General features: G+C 61.6%; 15 protein-coding genes. 7 read left to right on the top strand and 8 right to left on the bottom strand.

Features of this window, described 5'->3' with window-relative positions:
- The first annotated feature begins 202 nt into the window (after window positions 1-202).
- Window positions 203-2665 carry a sensor histidine kinase gene (locus tag DDE76_RS00740; RefSeq protein WP_104892336.1) on the top strand — a complete coding sequence of 821 codons (2463 nt, stop codon included), beginning with the start codon at window positions 203-205 and terminating at the stop codon, window positions 2663-2665.
- Window positions 2666-2846: 181 nt separating this feature from the next.
- Complete coding sequence (tsaE, locus tag DDE76_RS00735) at window positions 2847-3281, top strand: tRNA (adenosine(37)-N6)-threonylcarbamoyltransferase complex ATPase subunit type 1 TsaE (protein WP_104892335.1); 435 nt, start codon at window positions 2847-2849, stop codon at window positions 3279-3281.
- On the opposite strand, the gene DDE76_RS00730 is transcribed toward tsaE, so the two are convergent.
- The 3 genes from DDE76_RS00730 to DDE76_RS00720 all read right to left on the bottom strand — a co-directional run bounded on the left by DDE76_RS00730 (window position 3269) and on the right by DDE76_RS00720 (window position 5506).
- Window positions 3269-3823 (bottom strand): hypothetical protein, encoded by a 555-nt coding sequence (locus tag DDE76_RS00730; protein WP_157955597.1) that lies wholly within the window; start codon window positions 3821-3823, stop codon window positions 3269-3271. The genes tsaE and DDE76_RS00730 overlap by 13 nt on opposite strands.
- Window positions 3824-3959: 136 nt before the next feature.
- On the bottom strand, window positions 3960-4406 hold the full coding sequence (locus DDE76_RS00725) for a DUF1810 domain-containing protein (RefSeq protein WP_104892333.1): 447 nt from the start codon (window positions 4404-4406) through the stop codon (window positions 3960-3962).
- A 437-nt stretch (window positions 4407-4843) separates the two neighbouring features.
- Window positions 4844-5506: an NADPH-dependent F420 reductase gene (locus tag DDE76_RS00720; protein ID WP_104892332.1), complete on the bottom strand. Its 663-nt coding sequence runs from the start codon at window positions 5504-5506 to the stop codon at window positions 4844-4846.
- Window positions 5507-6048: 542 nt separating this feature from the next.
- On the opposite strand from DDE76_RS00720, the gene DDE76_RS19705 reads away from it, so the two are divergent.
- Entirely contained in the window at window positions 6049-6291 is a 243-nt protein-coding gene (locus tag DDE76_RS19705; protein ID WP_198650807.1) for a hypothetical protein, read from the top strand.
- On the opposite strand, the gene DDE76_RS00715 is transcribed toward DDE76_RS19705, so the two are convergent.
- Complete coding sequence (locus DDE76_RS00715) at window positions 6218-6445, bottom strand: DUF2188 domain-containing protein (RefSeq protein WP_104892331.1); 228 nt, start codon at window positions 6443-6445, stop codon at window positions 6218-6220. The two genes, DDE76_RS19705 and DDE76_RS00715, sit on opposite strands and share 74 nt — an antisense overlap.
- A 136-nt stretch (window positions 6446-6581) precedes the next feature.
- On the opposite strand from DDE76_RS00715, the gene DDE76_RS00710 reads away from it, so the two are divergent.
- Together DDE76_RS00710 and DDE76_RS00705 are read left to right on the top strand one after the other, a co-directional pair.
- Window positions 6582-6929 (top strand): helix-turn-helix domain-containing protein, encoded by a 348-nt coding sequence (locus DDE76_RS00710; protein WP_104892330.1) that lies wholly within the window; start codon window positions 6582-6584, stop codon window positions 6927-6929.
- On the top strand, window positions 6901-7677 hold the full coding sequence (locus tag DDE76_RS00705; protein ID WP_104892329.1) for an ImmA/IrrE family metallo-endopeptidase: 777 nt from the start codon (window positions 6901-6903) through the stop codon (window positions 7675-7677). The genes DDE76_RS00710 and DDE76_RS00705 overlap by 29 nt, the downstream gene beginning before the upstream one ends.
- Window positions 7678-7686: 9 nt before the next feature.
- On the opposite strand, the gene polA is transcribed toward DDE76_RS00705, so the two are convergent.
- A complete protein-coding gene (polA, locus tag DDE76_RS00700; protein WP_104892328.1) occupies window positions 7687-10611 on the bottom strand; it encodes a DNA polymerase I in 2925 nt (974 codons plus the stop codon).
- A 210-nt stretch (window positions 10612-10821) separates the two neighbouring features.
- Between polA and DDE76_RS00695 the strand changes: the two genes are divergently transcribed.
- The gene (locus tag DDE76_RS00695) at window positions 10822-11208 is read left to right on the top strand and encodes a response regulator (RefSeq protein ID WP_157955596.1); all 387 of its coding nucleotides are present in this window, start codon (window positions 10822-10824) and stop codon (window positions 11206-11208) included.
- Window positions 11209-11213: 5 nt separating this feature from the next.
- Here DDE76_RS00695 and DDE76_RS19855 read toward each other — a convergent pair whose 3' ends face one another.
- Window positions 11214-11786, bottom strand: coding sequence for a transglycosylase SLT domain-containing protein (locus tag DDE76_RS19855; RefSeq protein ID WP_483863840.1), 573 nt, complete (start codon window positions 11784-11786; stop codon window positions 11214-11216).
- Between the two features lie 321 nt (window positions 11787-12107).
- Here DDE76_RS19855 and DDE76_RS00680 point away from each other — a divergent pair, with 321 nt between their 5' ends.
- Entirely contained in the window at window positions 12108-12545 is a 438-nt protein-coding gene (locus DDE76_RS00680) for an FKBP-type peptidyl-prolyl cis-trans isomerase (protein WP_104892324.1), read from the top strand.
- A 1914-nt stretch (window positions 12546-14459) separates the two neighbouring features.
- On the opposite strand, the gene DDE76_RS00665 is transcribed toward DDE76_RS00680, so the two are convergent.
- Window positions 14460-15062, bottom strand: coding sequence for a DNA-3-methyladenine glycosylase I (locus DDE76_RS00665; RefSeq protein WP_104892321.1), 603 nt, complete (start codon window positions 15060-15062; stop codon window positions 14460-14462).
- Window positions 15063-15183: 121 nt separating this feature from the next.
- Window positions 15184-15828 carry a DUF1028 domain-containing protein gene (locus DDE76_RS00660; RefSeq protein WP_104892320.1) on the bottom strand — a complete coding sequence of 215 codons (645 nt, stop codon included), beginning with the start codon at window positions 15826-15828 and terminating at the stop codon, window positions 15184-15186.
- Between the last annotated feature and the right edge of the window lie 27 nt (window positions 15829-15855).

Below are 15855 nucleotides of genomic sequence, written 5' to 3'. Positions count from 1 at the left end.
CAACGCACAGCCATCAAGACTCTTTTGCACGATTCCACGGGCCGGTATGGTCTTAGTGATTCGGGTTGCGGGGGGACACGCAAGCCGGTCCTGGGGGCAGCTTGAGCCGGTTTTGGCTCTGCGTCAGCGGCCTGATTAGAGTTGAGGCGTACCGGCCGTTCTGGCCGGGTTGGCATCGCAATCAAAGCGAAAGAGGGCTGGTATGACGCCGGATCATTTCCGGAAACAATTGGGATTCGCAGGCCTGTGTGCCGCGCCCCTCACTCTGGTCACGGCAGTTCCCGCCCTGGCGCAGGGTCTTGTTCCGGCAAGTCTGGGCGGCATCGCCCCTTTTGCAGTTGCCATCGGCGCAGGGAGTTTTGCCCTGTTGTCCATGGTCCTGGTCCGCACCCTTTTGACCGATAGCCGCGCGGCACGCCGCCGCGCCGCCGAGCAGATTGCCGATCTGCGCGCACTGGTCGATGAATATGAAAACCTGATCGCCGGCACCCGCGAGCTGACCGTGCTCTGGCAGGGGCATGAGCCGCCGCGCGTGCTGGGCCAGACCGGTGCCGTGCTGCCATCGGGGCGGCAGCCGCAAAGCGTGCTCAATTTCCACTCCTGGCTGGGGCCGGCCGAAACCAACCGACTGACCAGCCTGGTCGAAGATCTGCGCCTGCACGGCCATGCCTTTGTCACCAGCCTTGATACCCGCGACGGCCGCCTGATCCGCGCCAATGGCTGGGTGATGGGTGGGGCTGTAGCCCTGCGGCTGCGCCCGGCCTTCAGTCAACCCGATGAACATGCGGCTCTGACTGCCGAGGCCCAGGGCGGCGACCGCGAAAGCGCCCGCGCCATTCTTGCCCTTCTGTCCAAGCCGGCCTTTTTGCGCGATGAGGCTGATCGTCTGGTCTATGCCAATCCCGCCTATCTCAAGCTGGCGGCCGATCTGGGGCGAAGCTCTTCGGATGCGACCCCGCCTGAATTGCTCGATGCCACTCAATTGGCGCTGCACCTCAAATCCTGCCATGCTGACGCCACGCCGGTGAACCTGCCGCTCGACTTCGGCCAGCACGGCCGGTTCGAGCTGGTTGACTTTCCGGTGCCCGGCGGTCGGGCCGGCTATTTGCGGCCTGACGAGAAAATCACTGCACAGCCCACCTCCGGCGAGCAGGGCGCGACCCATATTGGCGGCATCATCGATGCGCTGGGCACCCCGATCGCCATTTTCAACGCCAGGCGTGAGCTGACCCAGTTCAATGCCGCCTATGCCAATCTGTGGAACCTTGACCGCAAGTTTCTGACGCTTGGCCTCGACGAACGCGCCATTCTCGACAAATTGCGCACCGAGGGCATGTTGCCCAGCCAGGTCGACTATCACACCTGGCGCGCCAAGCATTTGGAAAGCTACGCCCGCAAGGAACCGCATGAGGCCGACCCCTGGCACCTGCCTGATGGACGAACCATCAAGGTGATTTCGGCGCCGGCGGGCCCGGATGGCGGTGTCATCTATGTGTTCGAGGACCTGACCGAGCGGCTGGAGCTGGAAAGCACCAACAAGGCGTTCACCAATGTGCTGCGCGAAACCATCATGGCACTCAACGAAGCCGTGGCGGTGTTCGGCACCAATGGCCGGCTGACCCTGTCCAATCCCCAGCTTTCCAAGCTCTGGAAGCTGCCGATGAACGAATTGGGCAATAACCCCCATATCGACCGGCTGGCCGAAGCCAGCGGCCGGGCGATCCCCGAGGACGGCGCCTCGATCTGGCGCGACCTCAAGCGCACCATTATCGATCTCAACCCCACCCGCACCGACCGACAGGGGCGGATCAACCGGTCCGACGGGCGACTGATCGACTATGCCATCACCCGCCTGCCCAATGGGCAGACCATGATGACCTTCCTCGATGTCACCGAAAGTGCGGGCTACTCCAAGGTGCTCAAGGAGCGCAATGACGCGCTGGTGGCGGCCGACCGGCTCAAGGACGCCTTTGTCGAGAACGTCTCTTATGAACTGCGCTCGCCCCTGACCAATATCATCGGCTTTGCCGACCTCTTGGCCGGGACCGAAGGCGGGAGCCTCAATGAACGCCAGCGCGAATATATCGACTACATCCGCGCCTCCTCGGTGACGCTGGGCGTCCTGATCGACAATATCCTCGATCTCGCCTCGGTCGATGCCGGCATTGCCGAACTCAACCCCGAACCGCTCGATGTGGCCGCCCTCGTCGACAAGGCCCGCGCCGGGATGAGCGCCAGCTTTCCCGAGGTCTCGGGCGAAGCGCCGCGCGTGGTGGTCGATATCGCGCCGGACCTGCCCGTCTTCATCGCCGATGGCACGCGGCTGGTGCAGGTGCTCTACAATCTCCTCTCCAACGCGGCCCGCTTCTCGCCACCGGGCGGGGAAATCCGGCTGGCCGTCAGCCAGCGCGGCGATCGCATGCTGTTCGTCATCGAGGACGAGGGCCCTGGCCTGACCGACGAGATGAAATCGGCCATCCTGACCCGGCTCGACAATCCGGCCTCGGGCGGCCGGCAGCGCGGCGCGGGGCTGGGCCTGTCCATCGTGCGCACCTTCGTCAACCTGCATGGCGGCACCATTTCGGCCGAACGGCGCGAGCCCAGGGGCAGCCGCATCATCGTCAACCTGCCCCTCGACAGCGCCCTGGCAGGCGTGGCGGAGTAACTTCGAGCCGTCCCGTAGGGCCAATCATGCCGGTGGCATGATTGGAGGCGAGAAGGCCATGAGAGCTATGCTCGAATGGCCGTCGAATTCCGGCTGCCGTTGACTCATAGCCTGTTTCAGTTCACCCCACCCTCATTCTCTCTCCCTCAAGGGGAGTGAGGCGCAGGAGTCGATAGCGTTGATGTCCCAAACCTTCCTCCCCGATGATGCTGCCACGGCCCGGTTCGGAGCCCAGCTTGCCACGGGCCTGAAGCCCGGGGATATCGTCAGCCTCGAGGGCGATCTGGGGGCGGGCAAGACGGCCATGGCAAGGGCCATATTGCGGGCGCTGGCCAATGATCCGGCGCTTGAAGTGCCATCACCGACCTTTGCCATCATCCAGCCCTATGACACGCCCATCGGGCCGGTGCTGCATGCCGATCTCTACCGGCTGGCCGATGCCTCGGAGGCCGACGAGCTGGGCCTGCTCGATGATCCCGAGGCCATCGTGCTGGTCGAATGGGCGGAACGCGCGCCGCAGGTGGCCGAGGCGGTGAGCCTGGTCGTGCATCTGGACATTCCGCCCGGTGGCGAGGGGCGCACGGTGCGGCTGACCAGACGCGATCAGCTCACATAGCTGGCGCGAATGCCGTGCTGCGGATCGCGGACGACCTGGATGCGCCGATGCTCGGTGCCGCCCGGCACGCGCCGCGGATCGCCGCGGCTGACCCGCTCCAGCCGACGCCGGTCCGGGCCGAAATATTGCGGGGATTCGATATAGAGCAGCTCGCGCCCCAATTGGGCGGTCAGTGCCTTGCCGATCTCTGCGATCGGGTCGCTGAGAAACAGCACCTCGTCAAACCCCATTTCGACCTGTGGCACCATCTGGTGCCGCGGCCCCTGGGGGATCAGACAGATGATCGGCGCATATTTGCGGCGCAGCTCATCGGTCGAGCGCAGGCCGCGCAACAGGCGCTGCTTGAGGTGATCGGCAATGCCATTGTGGATCAGGAAAAACGGCAGGGTTCGGGGCGGCACGGCGTTGAGCCTGGTGTAGTCGAGCACATGGCCGAACCCCAGGTTCCGGGCCAGCGTGGTCATCTGGTCAAAACAGTGCCCGTCCGGGGCGAATATCAGTGCGGCGCAATCGGCTAGAGTAATGGTATCAATAGAAGGCATGGTCTGCTTCCTTGACGCGATGAAGTTGCTCGCAAGATTGCGCTTAGAAGTATAACGAAATATAACTGCCGCGAATATTTATGACGACGCGGTTTTTCTCTGCCTCCGTATCAATGCATAGCCTTGAAAAGCCCGCTCAGGTGCCCAGCAGGGCCACGGTCCGCGCATCCTCATGGCCATTGTTGAAGGCGCTGAGCGCGGCGCGGAAAAGGCGCTGTTCGGGCTGCGCGCGGGCAAACAGGGTCATCGAGGAAATGAACTTGACGTCGTCGGGTGCGCCGAAAATGGTGCTTAAATCACGCGGCGCCACGCCCTCGGGGGCATGAAGCAACACCGCCTCGGTGCATTCGACCAGCCGCGCGCCCAGGATCGGGTGTTCGGCATAAGCGGCGGCCTCATCAAGCCCGGTCAGCGCATAGCGCCGGGCCATGTCGCTGGTGCCCAGCCCCGCCATCTGGGGGAAGATGAACCACATCCAATGCGTCCGCTTTCGCCCGGCGCGCAATTCATGCAGCGCCTCGGGATAGACCTGGTCCTGCGCGACCAGGAACTTGGCGATCATAGCACCGTGTGTGTCACTCATGGCCGATCCCTCCCTGAACCCGATTTTACGCCAAAGCGCCGCCGAACCCAAATGGCGGGCACGACGATGCGCCGCCCCGGCTTTGCTGCCCTGCGGTTTGCATTGGACGTGTCCCGAGGCGCGTGCGTCTCAGTAAAACTAAGTAATAGAGACGTCGCCGCCTCTCGCCATTCGAGCGTAGCTCTCATGGCCTTCTCACTTCAAATCTCTCCGCCGGAGAGATTTGCCCTGTCGGGACAGATCGAAGCGGGTTTCTCCTGCTGTCGTGGCCCCTATTGATCGCTCGTCGCAAGGTGGCCCGACGAGCAGGCGAGCCCTGGAGCGAATCCAGTCTCACCGGCTCCTCCCGCAACTGTTCGCTGCAGTCCGCCCATCGCGGGAGAGATGGGAAGAGGATAGCGGAGGTTCTGGGCACGGGGATAAGAATTTTTTGCGCTTCAGCGGTTGGCGGGATCCTGATCCGGCCGGCGCGTCAACACCCAGTTGAAATCGAGCGTTCCCAGCGCACCCCAGACGCGCAGCCACATGGGCAGCATCATTTCCTGGGCGCGGGCACTGTCGATGCCGCCCAGGTCGATGATTTGCCGCCAGCCGAAGGCCTCCAGCATGGCGCGGGTCTGGGCCTTGGCATCGGCATCGTCACCGGAGAGGAAAATGACATGCTCGCCCGGCAGGCGTGCCGGATCGACCATGACATTGGCGTTGACGGTGCAGAGCGTCTTGACCACGCGGCTCCCCGGAAAAGCGCGCTGCACGGTTTCGCCCAGGCTATCGGTGTTGACGACGGAAAGAACCGGCGGCTTGACCGAAAAATCCAGCGGATTGGAAATATCCACCAGCACCTTGCCGGTGAGGTTTTCCGCCCCGGCCTGGTGCAGTGCATCGAGGGCATGGGCGCCGCTCGTGGCATTGATGACCATGTCGCCAAACCCGGCGGCAGCGGCAAAATCCATCGCCAGCCCGCCCGTTTCGGCGGCAAAGCCGGCAGCCTTTTCATTGTCCGGCGCCCGCGCACCCATCGCCACCTCATGGCCCAGCGCACGCAGCTTTCGCGCCAGCGCCTGCCCCACCATGCCCGTCCCCAGAACCGCATATCGCATCGTCAAGACCTCCCGCCGTCGTGAGGACAATGTGGGGTGGTGGAGAGGGAGTGGCAAGGGCGGGGGAGGTAAGGGGAGGGGAATGCCTGACCGCGCCCACCCACATCCACGAACTGTCATCCCGGCGACAGCCGGCGCCTGTCTTGAGGTCTCACGGTGAACCACTTATTCGGCCGGGAGACGGTGGAGCGCAGTGCGCTGGCAAGCGCGGAGCGGCTGCATCTGGCTGCGAAGGTGAAGCGGGGGCAGGATCCCTAGTAAGCGCTAACAAGATGAAAAGCCCGGAACGTATCCGGGCCTTTCAGTATTGCATACACACTAGCGGCTCCAGTGCCCGAGCACCCACTCCCATGCTCGCCGGTCATAGTCATATCGCCAATGCGCCTTCACCCATTTTGTCATCCCCAGCGGTCTGATCGTCCGCATGTTTTGCATGCGGTCAATTGGCTTGATCGGGCGGATCGGGCGAAACGGTTTGAAGCTCATCTTGTCACCGGACGATTTTGCGAGTGAACCGAGCTATAGCGGCAGGGTTGCCCTGTATGATCAAGTTCCCATTTGAGGCCCGTGTTGTTCGTGCCCCTGATGATGATGCGGCATTTCGAACAGCGCGCTCGACCGCAGTATTGATATCACGCTGCACCGCGTTGGCGAGCGATTGGCCGGAACTGAAGGTTCGGCCCTTGTACTTCATCGGCATGGTTATGCTCCTTAGCCTTTGGGTGGAAATGGATCGTTTCCATAACTGTTGCTATCGCGAATGCGTCCGTCTGGGCGGTGAATGACCACCTCTACTCCTGTTCGGATTGCCTGCTCACGAGCCTGCTCGAAGGCTGCTTTCTGAGTTGGGTGCAGGGAGCCAGCGCGACTGGAACCTTCAGTTTTGGTCTGCCAGCCACCGTTAGGATGCGGGGTCACATGGATGTCTTTCTTCGGCATATTCTATGTCTCCGTGTCGCAGGTCAGGAGGAGGACGGATCGCGAGTGCGACACGATAGTATCGCGATCACTACACTAGTGCTAGTATAGCGATTGAGATACTGTCAACCCCTGTGATTTGTTCCGTAGAGGTTTGATGTCCGAGGTATTTGGTGAAAAGCTGCGCAAGCGCCGGATAGAGAAAGCTCTTACATTAGAGGGGCTTGCTGATAAGATTGGCTCAACGAAGGCCTACGTTTGGCAGCTCGAGAATAAAAGGCCGGCGCGACCTTCAGGTGAACTGCTCCTCAAGATTGCCAGTGTTTTGGAGGTTTCTCCCTCCTACTTGATCGACGATTCCTCGGTAGAGCCGAATCGCAGCCAGGTTGTCGATGCGCTCGCAAGGGGACTTGAAGGTCGCAAAGTATCAGCATCTGATGTCGACAAGTTGCTAAGACTCGCGGACATGATTCTGGATGACAAAGCTAATAAAGGAAGCAAATAGGATAATTACCCTATGGAGAAGTCATGGGCCTGGTACGCCAAGAATAGATATCAATGTAGCGCTCAACGAGATCGTAATTCCGTCTTCTGGCGGAGACACTGTCAGTATAGTGGAGGCTGATTTTGAGAGCTTTGAGGGGCTGATGTATCGTCCCTCGCCGCAGAAGCGGTCATGGCTTATTGGCGTCAACAGGAAGATAACATACACGCCACGAAGGAATTTCACCCTGGCTCACGAGGTTGGTCATTTTGTCGGCCATCGGACTTTGAGGGAAAGATTCGAATGCGGACCAGAGGCGCTTAACGACTTCGATGTGGAACCATTGGAGGCAGAAGCTAACGATTTCGCCGCTCACTTGTTGATGCCGCCAGACTTAGTCCGATCATATGACGATCGTCGGTTCTGCGTAGAATCTGTAACCGAGCTAGCTGATGAATTTGGAGTTTCAAAGCTAGCTGCGGCCTATCGCTGGATAAATTTGAGCCGACGACACATTGGCTTCTGCCAGAGTAGAGATGGCTACGTCATAAACGGACGAGCAAGCAAATCCGCTTTCTCGAAAGGGCTGTTCTTCCGGGGGCAGGATGAGTTGCCGCCGCAGTCAAGAACTGCCCTTGCCATAGAAGACTTGAGCAACCCCGAACTTGTGTCTGAGGGGGTGTGGTGTAGATTCTATCCCGCCTATGAATCGGCGTATGCAACCGGTGAAGGAGACTACATCTATACCTTTGTTGACCTCCTTGGTTAGCTCTTTCCTCTAATGAGCCTCATCCCAATTCTTCGCCGCATGCGCATCCACCTGAATCGGCACGGTTAGCCGTACGGCCGGCTCCGCCGCGCCTTCCATGACCTTCTTAATGACTGGGATCGCCTGATCCTCGGTCCCTTCCGGCACCTCGAAGATCAACTCGTCATGCACCTGCAGCAGCATGTCGGCCTCAACGCCCGCCTTTTTCAATTCCGGCTCCATGCGGATCATGGCGCGGCGGATGATGTCGGCGGCTGAGCCCTGGATGGGGGCGTTGATCGAGGCGCGTTCGACAAAGGCGCGTTCGCTTGGATTGCCCGAATTGGCATTGGGGAACTGGATCTTGCGGCCGAAAATGGTCATCACATGCCCGTCGGCTTTCACCTTCACCTTCTGGGCGTCCATATAGTCCTTGATGCCCGGGAAGCGCTCGAAATAGGTCTTGATGTAGTCCCCGGCGACGCCGCGCTCGATGCCGAGCTGGTTGGCGAGGCCAAAGGCGGAAATGCCGTAGATGATGCCGAAATTGATCGCCTTGGCGCGGCGGCGCACATCGGACGGCATGCCCTCGACCGGCACGTTGAACATTTCGCTCGCCGTCATGGCGTGAATGTCCAGCCCCTCCTCGAAGGCGTCCTTGAGCGCCTGGATATCGGCGATATGGGCGAGGACGCGCAACTCGATCTGCGAATAGTCGGCACTGATGAGAACCTTGCCCGGCGGGGCGACAAAGGCCGAACGGATCTTGCGGCCATCCTCGGTACGCACCGGAATGTTCTGCAAATTCGGATCGTTTGAACTGAGGCGCCCGGTGAGGACGGATGCCTGCGAATAGGAGGTGTGCACCCGCCCGGTGCGCGGATTGATGTAATTGGGCAGGGCATCGGTATAGGTGCCCTTCAATTTGGTGAGCTGGCGCCAGTCGACAATGGTGCGGGCGAGCGGGATGCCCTTGGCGGCCAGGCCCTCGAGCACATCGGCGCCGGTGGCCCAGGCGCCGGTCTTGGTCTTGGTGCCGCCCTCAAGGCCCATCTTGTCAAAGAGGATTTCGCCAAGCTGCTTGGGCGAGCCCAGGTTGAACGTCGCGCCGGCCAGTTCATGCGCCTCGGCTTCGAAGGCGGCGGCGCGCTGGGCGAATTCGCCCGACAGGCGGGCGAGGATCTGCCGGTCGACAGTGATGCCGCGCGCTTCCATGCGGGCCAGCACCGGGGCCAGCGGGCGCTCGATGGTTTCGTAAAGCGTGGTGACGTTTTCTGCCACGAGGCGCGGTTTCAGCACATGCCAGAGGCGCAAGGTGATGTCGGCATCCTCGGCGGCATAGCGGGCCGCTTCGGCGATTTCGAGCTGGTCGAAGGTCTTCTGGTTCTTGCCGGTGCCGGCAAGTTCGGAATAGGTGATGGTCTTGTGGTTCAGCCAATGCTCGGCCAAGACATCCATGCCGTTGTAGCGCGGGCCATCCAGCGCATAGGAAATGAGCATGGTGTCGTCGATCGGCGCCAGGGTGATGCCGTAGCGCTCGAGCACTTCCATGTCATATTTGACGTTCTGGCCGATCTTGAGGATGGCCTTGTCCTGCAGTACGGGCCTGAGGGTGTCGAGCACGTCGCGGATGGGCAGTTGCCCCTCGACCAGCCCCTCGCCGCCCTCGAACATGTCGCCGCTCTTGCGGTGGCCGACCGGAATATAGCAGCCCTCGCCGATCTCGGTGGAAAGGCAGATGCCGACCAGGTCCGCCTGCTGCGGATCGAGCCCGGTGGTCTCGGTGTCGACCGCGACCAGGCCCTTGTCGATGATCTTTTTCACCCAGGCGTCGAGCGCCTCGGGCGTGGTGACGGTTTCATAGGCCTCGTAATTGACCGGGATCGCCTTGACGCGCGCATGTTCCTCGGCGGCATGGCGGGCGGGGCCGGAGCCGGGCACCATATTGGCGGCCAGCTTGGCCTTGGCGACCGAGAGCGAGGTGGATTTCTGCGGCGCGCCGGGGACGGGCGTGTCCGCATTGGCCGCCAGTTCCGGATCGGGGTCGAAATCATCGGGACTGGCCTCGAGCAGGGTGGCGAGGCGCTTGGTGATGGTGTTGAACTCCATCGCCTTGAGGAACGGAAACAGCGCCGAAGGGCTGATCGGCTGGCGGATGAGGCCATCGAGGTCGATTTCGACCGGCACCTGCTGCTCCAGCGTGACCAGCCGCTTGGAAATCCGCGCCAGTTCGGCATTTTCGACCAGCTTCTGCCGGCGCGCGGGCTGCTTGATCTCCTCGGCGCGCGACAGCAGGGTTTCGAGATCCCCATATTCGGTGATGAGCTGGGCGGCGGTCTTGACGCCGATGCCGGGCACGCCGGGGACATTGTCGACGCTGTCGCCGCACAGTGCCTGCACGTCGATCACCTTGTCGGGTGTGACGCCGAACTTGGTGAACACCTCATCGGGCCCGATCCAGCGCAAAGGCGGCTGGCCGGGGCGGGGAATGGTATCGAGCAGGCGGATCGAGCCATCGGGTTCGACGAGCTGCATCAGGTCCTTGTCCGAGGAGGCAATGGTGACCTTGAAGCCGGCATCGCGCGCCATGCAGGCATAGGTGGCCATGATGTCGTCGGCCTCCCAGCCCTCCATTTCGATGGAGGGAATGGAAAAGGCGCGCGTGGCCGAGCGGGTCAGCGGGAATTGCGGCACCAGCTCTTCGGGCGCGGGCGGGCGCTGGGCCTTGTATTGGGGATAGATATCGTCGCGGAAGGTCTTGCCCTTGGCGTCGAAGATGACGGCCATATGGGTGGGCGCGTCATCGCCATCCATGTCCTGGGTGAGCTTGAACAGCATGTTGCAGAACCCCTGCACACAGCCGACCGGCAGCCCGTCGGACTTGCGGTTGAGCGGGGGCAGGGCGTGGAAGGCGCGGAAAATATAGCCCGAGCCATCGACGAGCAGCAGATGCATGTTGGCGATTCCCTTTGGTCAGTCGGCGGCAACTCTATCGCCTCGCGGGTCAGGATGGCACCCATTTCTGACCAGTTCTGTCAGCAGGCCTGACCGTAACAATTCCCCATGGACCAACCTTCGCCACTTTCATAAGCTAGGCAGAAGGGAACCGGAAAGGCAGGTTGTCTGCCTTTCGAGCCGGCCATTGTGGGGCCGAAAGGATATCTCGTGCAAACCAGCCCGGCCAAGGGCTCCGGCGCCACCATTCTGGTGGTGGACGACGATGCCTTGATTACATTGAACACGGTCGACGTGCTGACCGATATGGGCCACACGGCGCTTGAGGCCTTTTCCGGCGCGCAGGCGCTGGCGCTGATGCAGTCCCGCACCGATATTGCGGCCATCATCACCGACTATGCCATGCCCGGCATGACCGGGATCGAGCTGGCCCATGCCGCGCGCCAATTGCGCCCTGGCCTGCCCATATTGCTGGCCACCGGCTATGACGAAGTGCCCGACGCCGCCGGGCACGACTTCGTCCAGCTCAAAAAACCGTTCCGCGAGGCAGAGCTGAGCGGCCGCCTGGCCGAAGTGCTGGCCCCGGCGGCGGGCTGAACGCCTCAGCGCAGGCCGCTTTTCTCGAGCAGGCCCAGGCGCTTGGCGTCGTAATAATAGCCGCGGGCGTAAAATTGCACGGCGCGGTCGTCATTGTGCCCGGCGGTCATATAGGCGCCGGCCAGATAGCGCACGGCATAGCGCAGATTGGTTTCCGCATCGAGCAGGCCCGCGGGCTCGCCGCGATATCCCATGCCGCGCGCCGTGGCGTGAGAAATCTGCATCAGGCCGTAATAGGGGCCGTTGCGGGCCGCCGGATTGTAATTGCTTTCGCGGACGATGACCCGCCGCACCAGGTGTTCGGGCACATCATACTGGGTGGCATAATGGGCGATCAGCCCGTCGAGGGTGCCGCGCTCGGACCCGGCATAGCCAAGCAGCATGGTGCTGGGGGCCGGGGGCACGGCGGCAGCCTTGGGCACGTGGCCGGCCGGGGTGGCGGCGACGGGGGCAAAGGAGGCAATGGCGGTGGTGGCGGACTTGTTGCCAGGCAGCGGCTTGATGCCGGCCATGGAACAGCCGGCCAGCACCAGCGCCATGGCCAGGGAACCTGCAATGGGGAGCGGCCGCGCCGTCATGGGCATACCTCTTTGCGCCAGATTTTTCCCTCGCTCTGCCCGCTACGCGGCAAACACGGCGGCTTGATGGCGGAAATACGACCGGTGGGCAAGGGGGATCGCCGCTATGCCCCATCAGCCGGGGCTTTGCGCGCCCGGGTTTACATCTGAGCCTGAGGCCCTACACTTGGGGTTCGCCGTCGCGCGTTTTTTGCGGCCCTTGTGGTGCCGCCTGACCTGCCGCTCCGCCGCCGATTGGCCGAGTGGCCCTTTGCGCGACTGACCCCGAGAGTCCTCCCCAAAGAGTGGAGGGCGAGACAAAATTTCCGAAAGGCTCGTCCCATGACAACTGCCGCACCCGGCGATACCGTACGCATTCACTATTCCGGCCGCCTGACCGATGGCACCCAGTTCGACAGCTCCGAAGGCAAGGCGCCGCTGGAGTTCAAGCTGGGCGAAGGCCAGGTTATCAAGGGGCTCGAGCAGCACGTTGCCGGCATGGAAACCGGCGCCAAGAGCACCGTGACCATTCCGGTCGCCGAGGCCTATGGCCCGCGCCGCGATGACGCCATCCAGCAGCTCGACCGCGAAAAAGTGCCCTCCGGCATCGAACTGGAAGTGGGCACCCAGCTCCAGGCCCGCACCGCCGATGGCGGCATGCTGCCCATCACCGTGGTCGGCGTGGACGAGCAGAGCGTGACCGTGGACGCCAACCACCCGCTCGCCGGCAAGGATTTGGTGTTCGACGTCGAGCTGGTTGAGGTCGTCAAGGCTGCGTAAGCGTTCCGCGTCGCGGATGAAAGGCTCCAGTGGAGCCTTTCAAGCTGAAGCAGGCCACGAGACCTATGGTCGAGTGGCGGGTTAGCCGAAGAAAGACGGAAGGCTCCGGTGGAGCCTTCCGAGGCAAGCAAGCCATGAGAGCTATGCTCGAATGGCGGGTAACAGCTTTCGCCATTCTCGCAAAACACACAGACTGTCACCCCGACCTTCGCCGGGGTGACAGCCATTTATGGTTGCAGCACCGATCCCCGCCCAGCGGGGATTTTTTGTTTGGAATCTTCGTTCGTCGGCTGGAATGGGGTAGGTAGCGGACTGTCGGCTTTTGACTGACTACCCTCAGATGCAGTCTCGGCAAACGGGCTACGGCAAATCCGAGTATCTGCGGTACTCATGGGCTAAGGCATTTTGAGAAAGTCAGGGCCTACCCTACGCCGTGAGGGAGAACTCGACCTTGAGTGAAATATTGATTCTCGTATTCTTTTTGGGTGTGGCGGCCAGTATTACCGCAATCTATCGTGTGGCCAGGCGGTCAGGCGTTGGATTTGACAACCCAATTGAGGTATGTAGGTCGTCAAAGGAGCAGAGGGCCGACAACAGAGCCAAATTCTGGCGAGAATTGTTTGATCCGAAGCAAAAGCTAGACCTGTTTTTGCTGGCCTCTGGCTTCATATCATGCCTTTCCGTGATGATTATCTTGCACTTTTTGGTGTAGCTTAACTCCAAATCGTATTGGTGAGGGCATGGCGCATCCATCGTACCGGCAGGCTCTGGACACTATCCTCGAATCCGGGTTTGACCGATATGGGGTCGGTAGCGAAACGCTACGCGTGTTCTTGCAACCTCCAATACTGACCGGCAAATATTCACTCCAAACGCCGTTGGCGCCGGATCGCAGGAAATGAGCAGTGACCGAGCCCTTTGACGATCCTCGTCTTCCTCACTTTTCGATCATTATGGACGACGGACGGCTGGCGTGGCCGGTGGCTAAATCCAACGGCGTCACGATTGAGGTCTTCTACCATAGGCTCAGTATCCGCTGGTCGGCCCAAATAGCTGCAACACATCCAGCGCCACCTCGCCAAAGGAAATCGCCGCCACAACGTCCGTCGCTCAAGCTTTCGACCTACCTTGCTGATGGTCGATTGGCGTGGCCGGTTGCGGCATCAAGAGGCGTGAGTGAGACGTTATTCTACTCCCGGCTCAAGCAAGGTATGACGCCTGATCAAGTGGTGTTTACGCCGGTGCTGCCACGAGGGTGGCCGAGCCGCCGAATGTCCTAGCGAGAATTGTCTAAGCTTGTGATGGAAGCTTTCAGGCAATCCGAATCCCGGTACGAACGGCATGATTGGGGTCGATTTCAGACTGACCGCAGCAGCGGGGTCGCAATCGGCCACCAAGAGAAGCTCTCGACTCATTTTGGTTCGCTTCGTGCAAGGTGGAGGCACAGCACAACCAACCAGACTAGGAAAAGTGCAAATCCAATCGGTAAGCTGTACCAAAAGAAGCCAAAGAACCCCATATAAGCCCAGTCTAGCTGACCACCCACAATGCCAAGCAAAAAGAGGGCAGCTGGCCCAAACGTGATGACTGCGATAAGCCCTAGCGCGAACCAGTACCTATTCCACGGATAGCTGGCTTTGCTCATGCCGCCCCCGGCGCCAGGTTGATGAATAACATCTGTCGCTCCTGCACCCAGTAAACGGTGCCCTCAAGCCTATTGTCGTAACACCCTGGAAATAGCTTTCTAGTGACATGCAAACGCATGCTTAATGGCCTTTCATAGTTGGGCAGCCATGCAGGAACCGGCCGTGAGCGGCACCGATCGCAATGGCAGGTTTCGGGCAACCGCGTCGTTGTTGCGAACGACCTTTATGGGGTCGAAAGCGGCCCCAGTGCTCCGCACAAAAAGCCGCCTCACACCGGCACCACGAACCCCTCGCGCAGTTCCGTTGCTTTCGCCCGGCTGATACACCCCTCCGCGTGGTCGTTGACCAGGCCCATGGCCTGCATGAAGGCAAAGATCGTGGTGGGGCCGACAAATTTCCAGCCGCGCTTCTTGAGCGCCTTGGACAGAGCGATCGATTCGGGCGAGGTGGTCTGGCTTTGCGGCGGGGCGGGGGCTTTCGCTTCGTAGCGCCAGACAAAGGCGGCGATGGAGCCGGCTTCGGCGATCAATTCCTGCGCACGGGCGGCATTGTTGATGACTGCCTCGATCTTGCCCCTGTGGCGCACAATGGCCTTGTCGGCCAGCAGCCGGTCGATATCGGTTTCGTCAAAGCGGGCGACCGTGTCGATATCGAAACCGGCAAAGCCGGCGCGGAAGGCCTCGCGCTTATTGAGGATCGTGCGCCAGCTCAGCCCGGACTGAAACCCTTCAAGGCTGAGTTTTTCGAACAGGCGCGTGTCATCGCTGACCGGAAAGCCCCATTCATTGTCGTGATAGGGTACGAATTCGGGCGCCCCGCCGCACCATTGGCAGCGCGGCAATCCGTCTTCGGCGTGAAACAGGCTCATCATGTCTCCAGACGATCGGGTCGAGCGGGCAGCCGAACGGGTGCGCCTGTCATCTTGTGTCAGCAGGCCTTGCAGGCGCCAGCCGATTTTTGCGTTTTCAAGGGGGCAGGCCGCCAAAACTCGATCAGGAGCCGGCACCGCGGCGCAGGACGGCGGAGAAAAATTCGGCATAGCTGCCCTGCCGGGTGCGGCCGATCAGGTCGGACAGATCGGCTATCGGGTCCGTCGACCAGTCGACACGCAGATCGACCTCGGGATAGGCCTGGTTGCGCACCACCTTGAGCGCTGCGGAGGTGATGGTGCGCCTGTCGCCCCCGGCAAGATTGCCAGCCTGGAGCGCGGCAAACAGGCGCTCGGCCAGATCGCCCGGCCCCCTGAAGGCACCAAGCATCGCATCCAGCACGGCGCGGCCCGCAATGATGTTTCCGGCCACCGCGACATTCTCGTCCATGGCGTGGCCGGCATAATCTTCGCAGCGGGTGCCGGTCCAGGCGCCAATGCGGCCCTGCGCGTCGATGACGATAGCCTGCCGGCGATCGCTTTCCGGATCCCGGGCCAGCGCCCCCTGCAAGGCGTGCTCGGCATCGGCAGCGGGAATGGCGGCAAGGGTGTCGACGGCCAGATAGGGATTGGTCATCGCCTGCGTCGCCATGGCAGCCCGGCCGGCGCGCACATGGGGCACCAGCGCGCCGACGGCCGGCCCGGCGGTGGCCGTGGCGACGCCCAGCTCGCCGGTTTGTGAATCTCGCGCAACGATGGAAAAGGTCATGCTGGCAAAATCCTCCTCTCGATATTT

Source organism: Devosia indica, assembly GCF_003056405.1.
Classification (GTDB): Bacteria; Pseudomonadota; Alphaproteobacteria; order Rhizobiales; family Devosiaceae; genus Devosia; species Devosia indica.
The sequence above is the reverse complement of the archived record's forward strand: the minus strand, read 5'-3'. Positions and strand labels throughout refer to the sequence as shown.

What these genes read in the sequence shown, in the direction of transcription:
- DDE76_RS00740 (WP_104892336.1), top strand. Translation starts at nt 203, where the DNA reads ATGACGCCGGATCATTTCCGGAAACAATTGGGATTCGCAGGCCTGTGT.
- tsaE (WP_104892335.1), top strand. Translation starts at nt 2,847, where the DNA reads ATGTCCCAAACCTTCCTCCCCGATGATGCTGCCACGGCCCGGTTCGGA.
- DDE76_RS00730 (WP_157955597.1), bottom strand. Translation starts at nt 3,823, where the DNA reads ATGCCTTCTATTGATACCATTACTCTAGCCGATTGCGCCGCACTGATA.
- DDE76_RS00725 (WP_104892333.1), bottom strand. Translation starts at nt 4,406, where the DNA reads ATGAGTGACACACACGGTGCTATGATCGCCAAGTTCCTGGTCGCGCAG.
- DDE76_RS00720 (WP_104892332.1), bottom strand. Translation starts at nt 5,506, where the DNA reads ATGCGATATGCGGTTCTGGGGACGGGCATGGTGGGGCAGGCGCTGGCG.
- DDE76_RS19705 (WP_198650807.1), top strand. Translation starts at nt 6,049, where the DNA reads ATGATCAAGTTCCCATTTGAGGCCCGTGTTGTTCGTGCCCCTGATGAT.
- DDE76_RS00715 (WP_104892331.1), bottom strand. Translation starts at nt 6,445, where the DNA reads ATGCCGAAGAAAGACATCCATGTGACCCCGCATCCTAACGGTGGCTGG.
- DDE76_RS00710 (WP_104892330.1), top strand. Translation starts at nt 6,582, where the DNA reads ATGTCCGAGGTATTTGGTGAAAAGCTGCGCAAGCGCCGGATAGAGAAA.
- DDE76_RS00705 (WP_104892329.1), top strand. Translation starts at nt 6,901, where the DNA reads ATGACAAAGCTAATAAAGGAAGCAAATAGGATAATTACCCTATGGAGA.
- polA (WP_104892328.1), bottom strand. Translation starts at nt 10,611, where the DNA reads ATGCATCTGCTGCTCGTCGATGGCTCGGGCTATATTTTCCGCGCCTTC.
- DDE76_RS19855 (WP_483863840.1), bottom strand. Translation starts at nt 11,786, where the DNA reads ATGACGGCGCGGCCGCTCCCCATTGCAGGTTCCCTGGCCATGGCGCTG.
- DDE76_RS00680 (WP_104892324.1), top strand. Translation starts at nt 12,108, where the DNA reads ATGACAACTGCCGCACCCGGCGATACCGTACGCATTCACTATTCCGGC.
- DDE76_RS00665 (WP_104892321.1), bottom strand. Translation starts at nt 15,062, where the DNA reads ATGATGAGCCTGTTTCACGCCGAAGACGGATTGCCGCGCTGCCAATGG.
- DDE76_RS00660 (WP_104892320.1), bottom strand. Translation starts at nt 15,828, where the DNA reads ATGACCTTTTCCATCGTTGCGCGAGATTCACAAACCGGCGAGCTGGGC.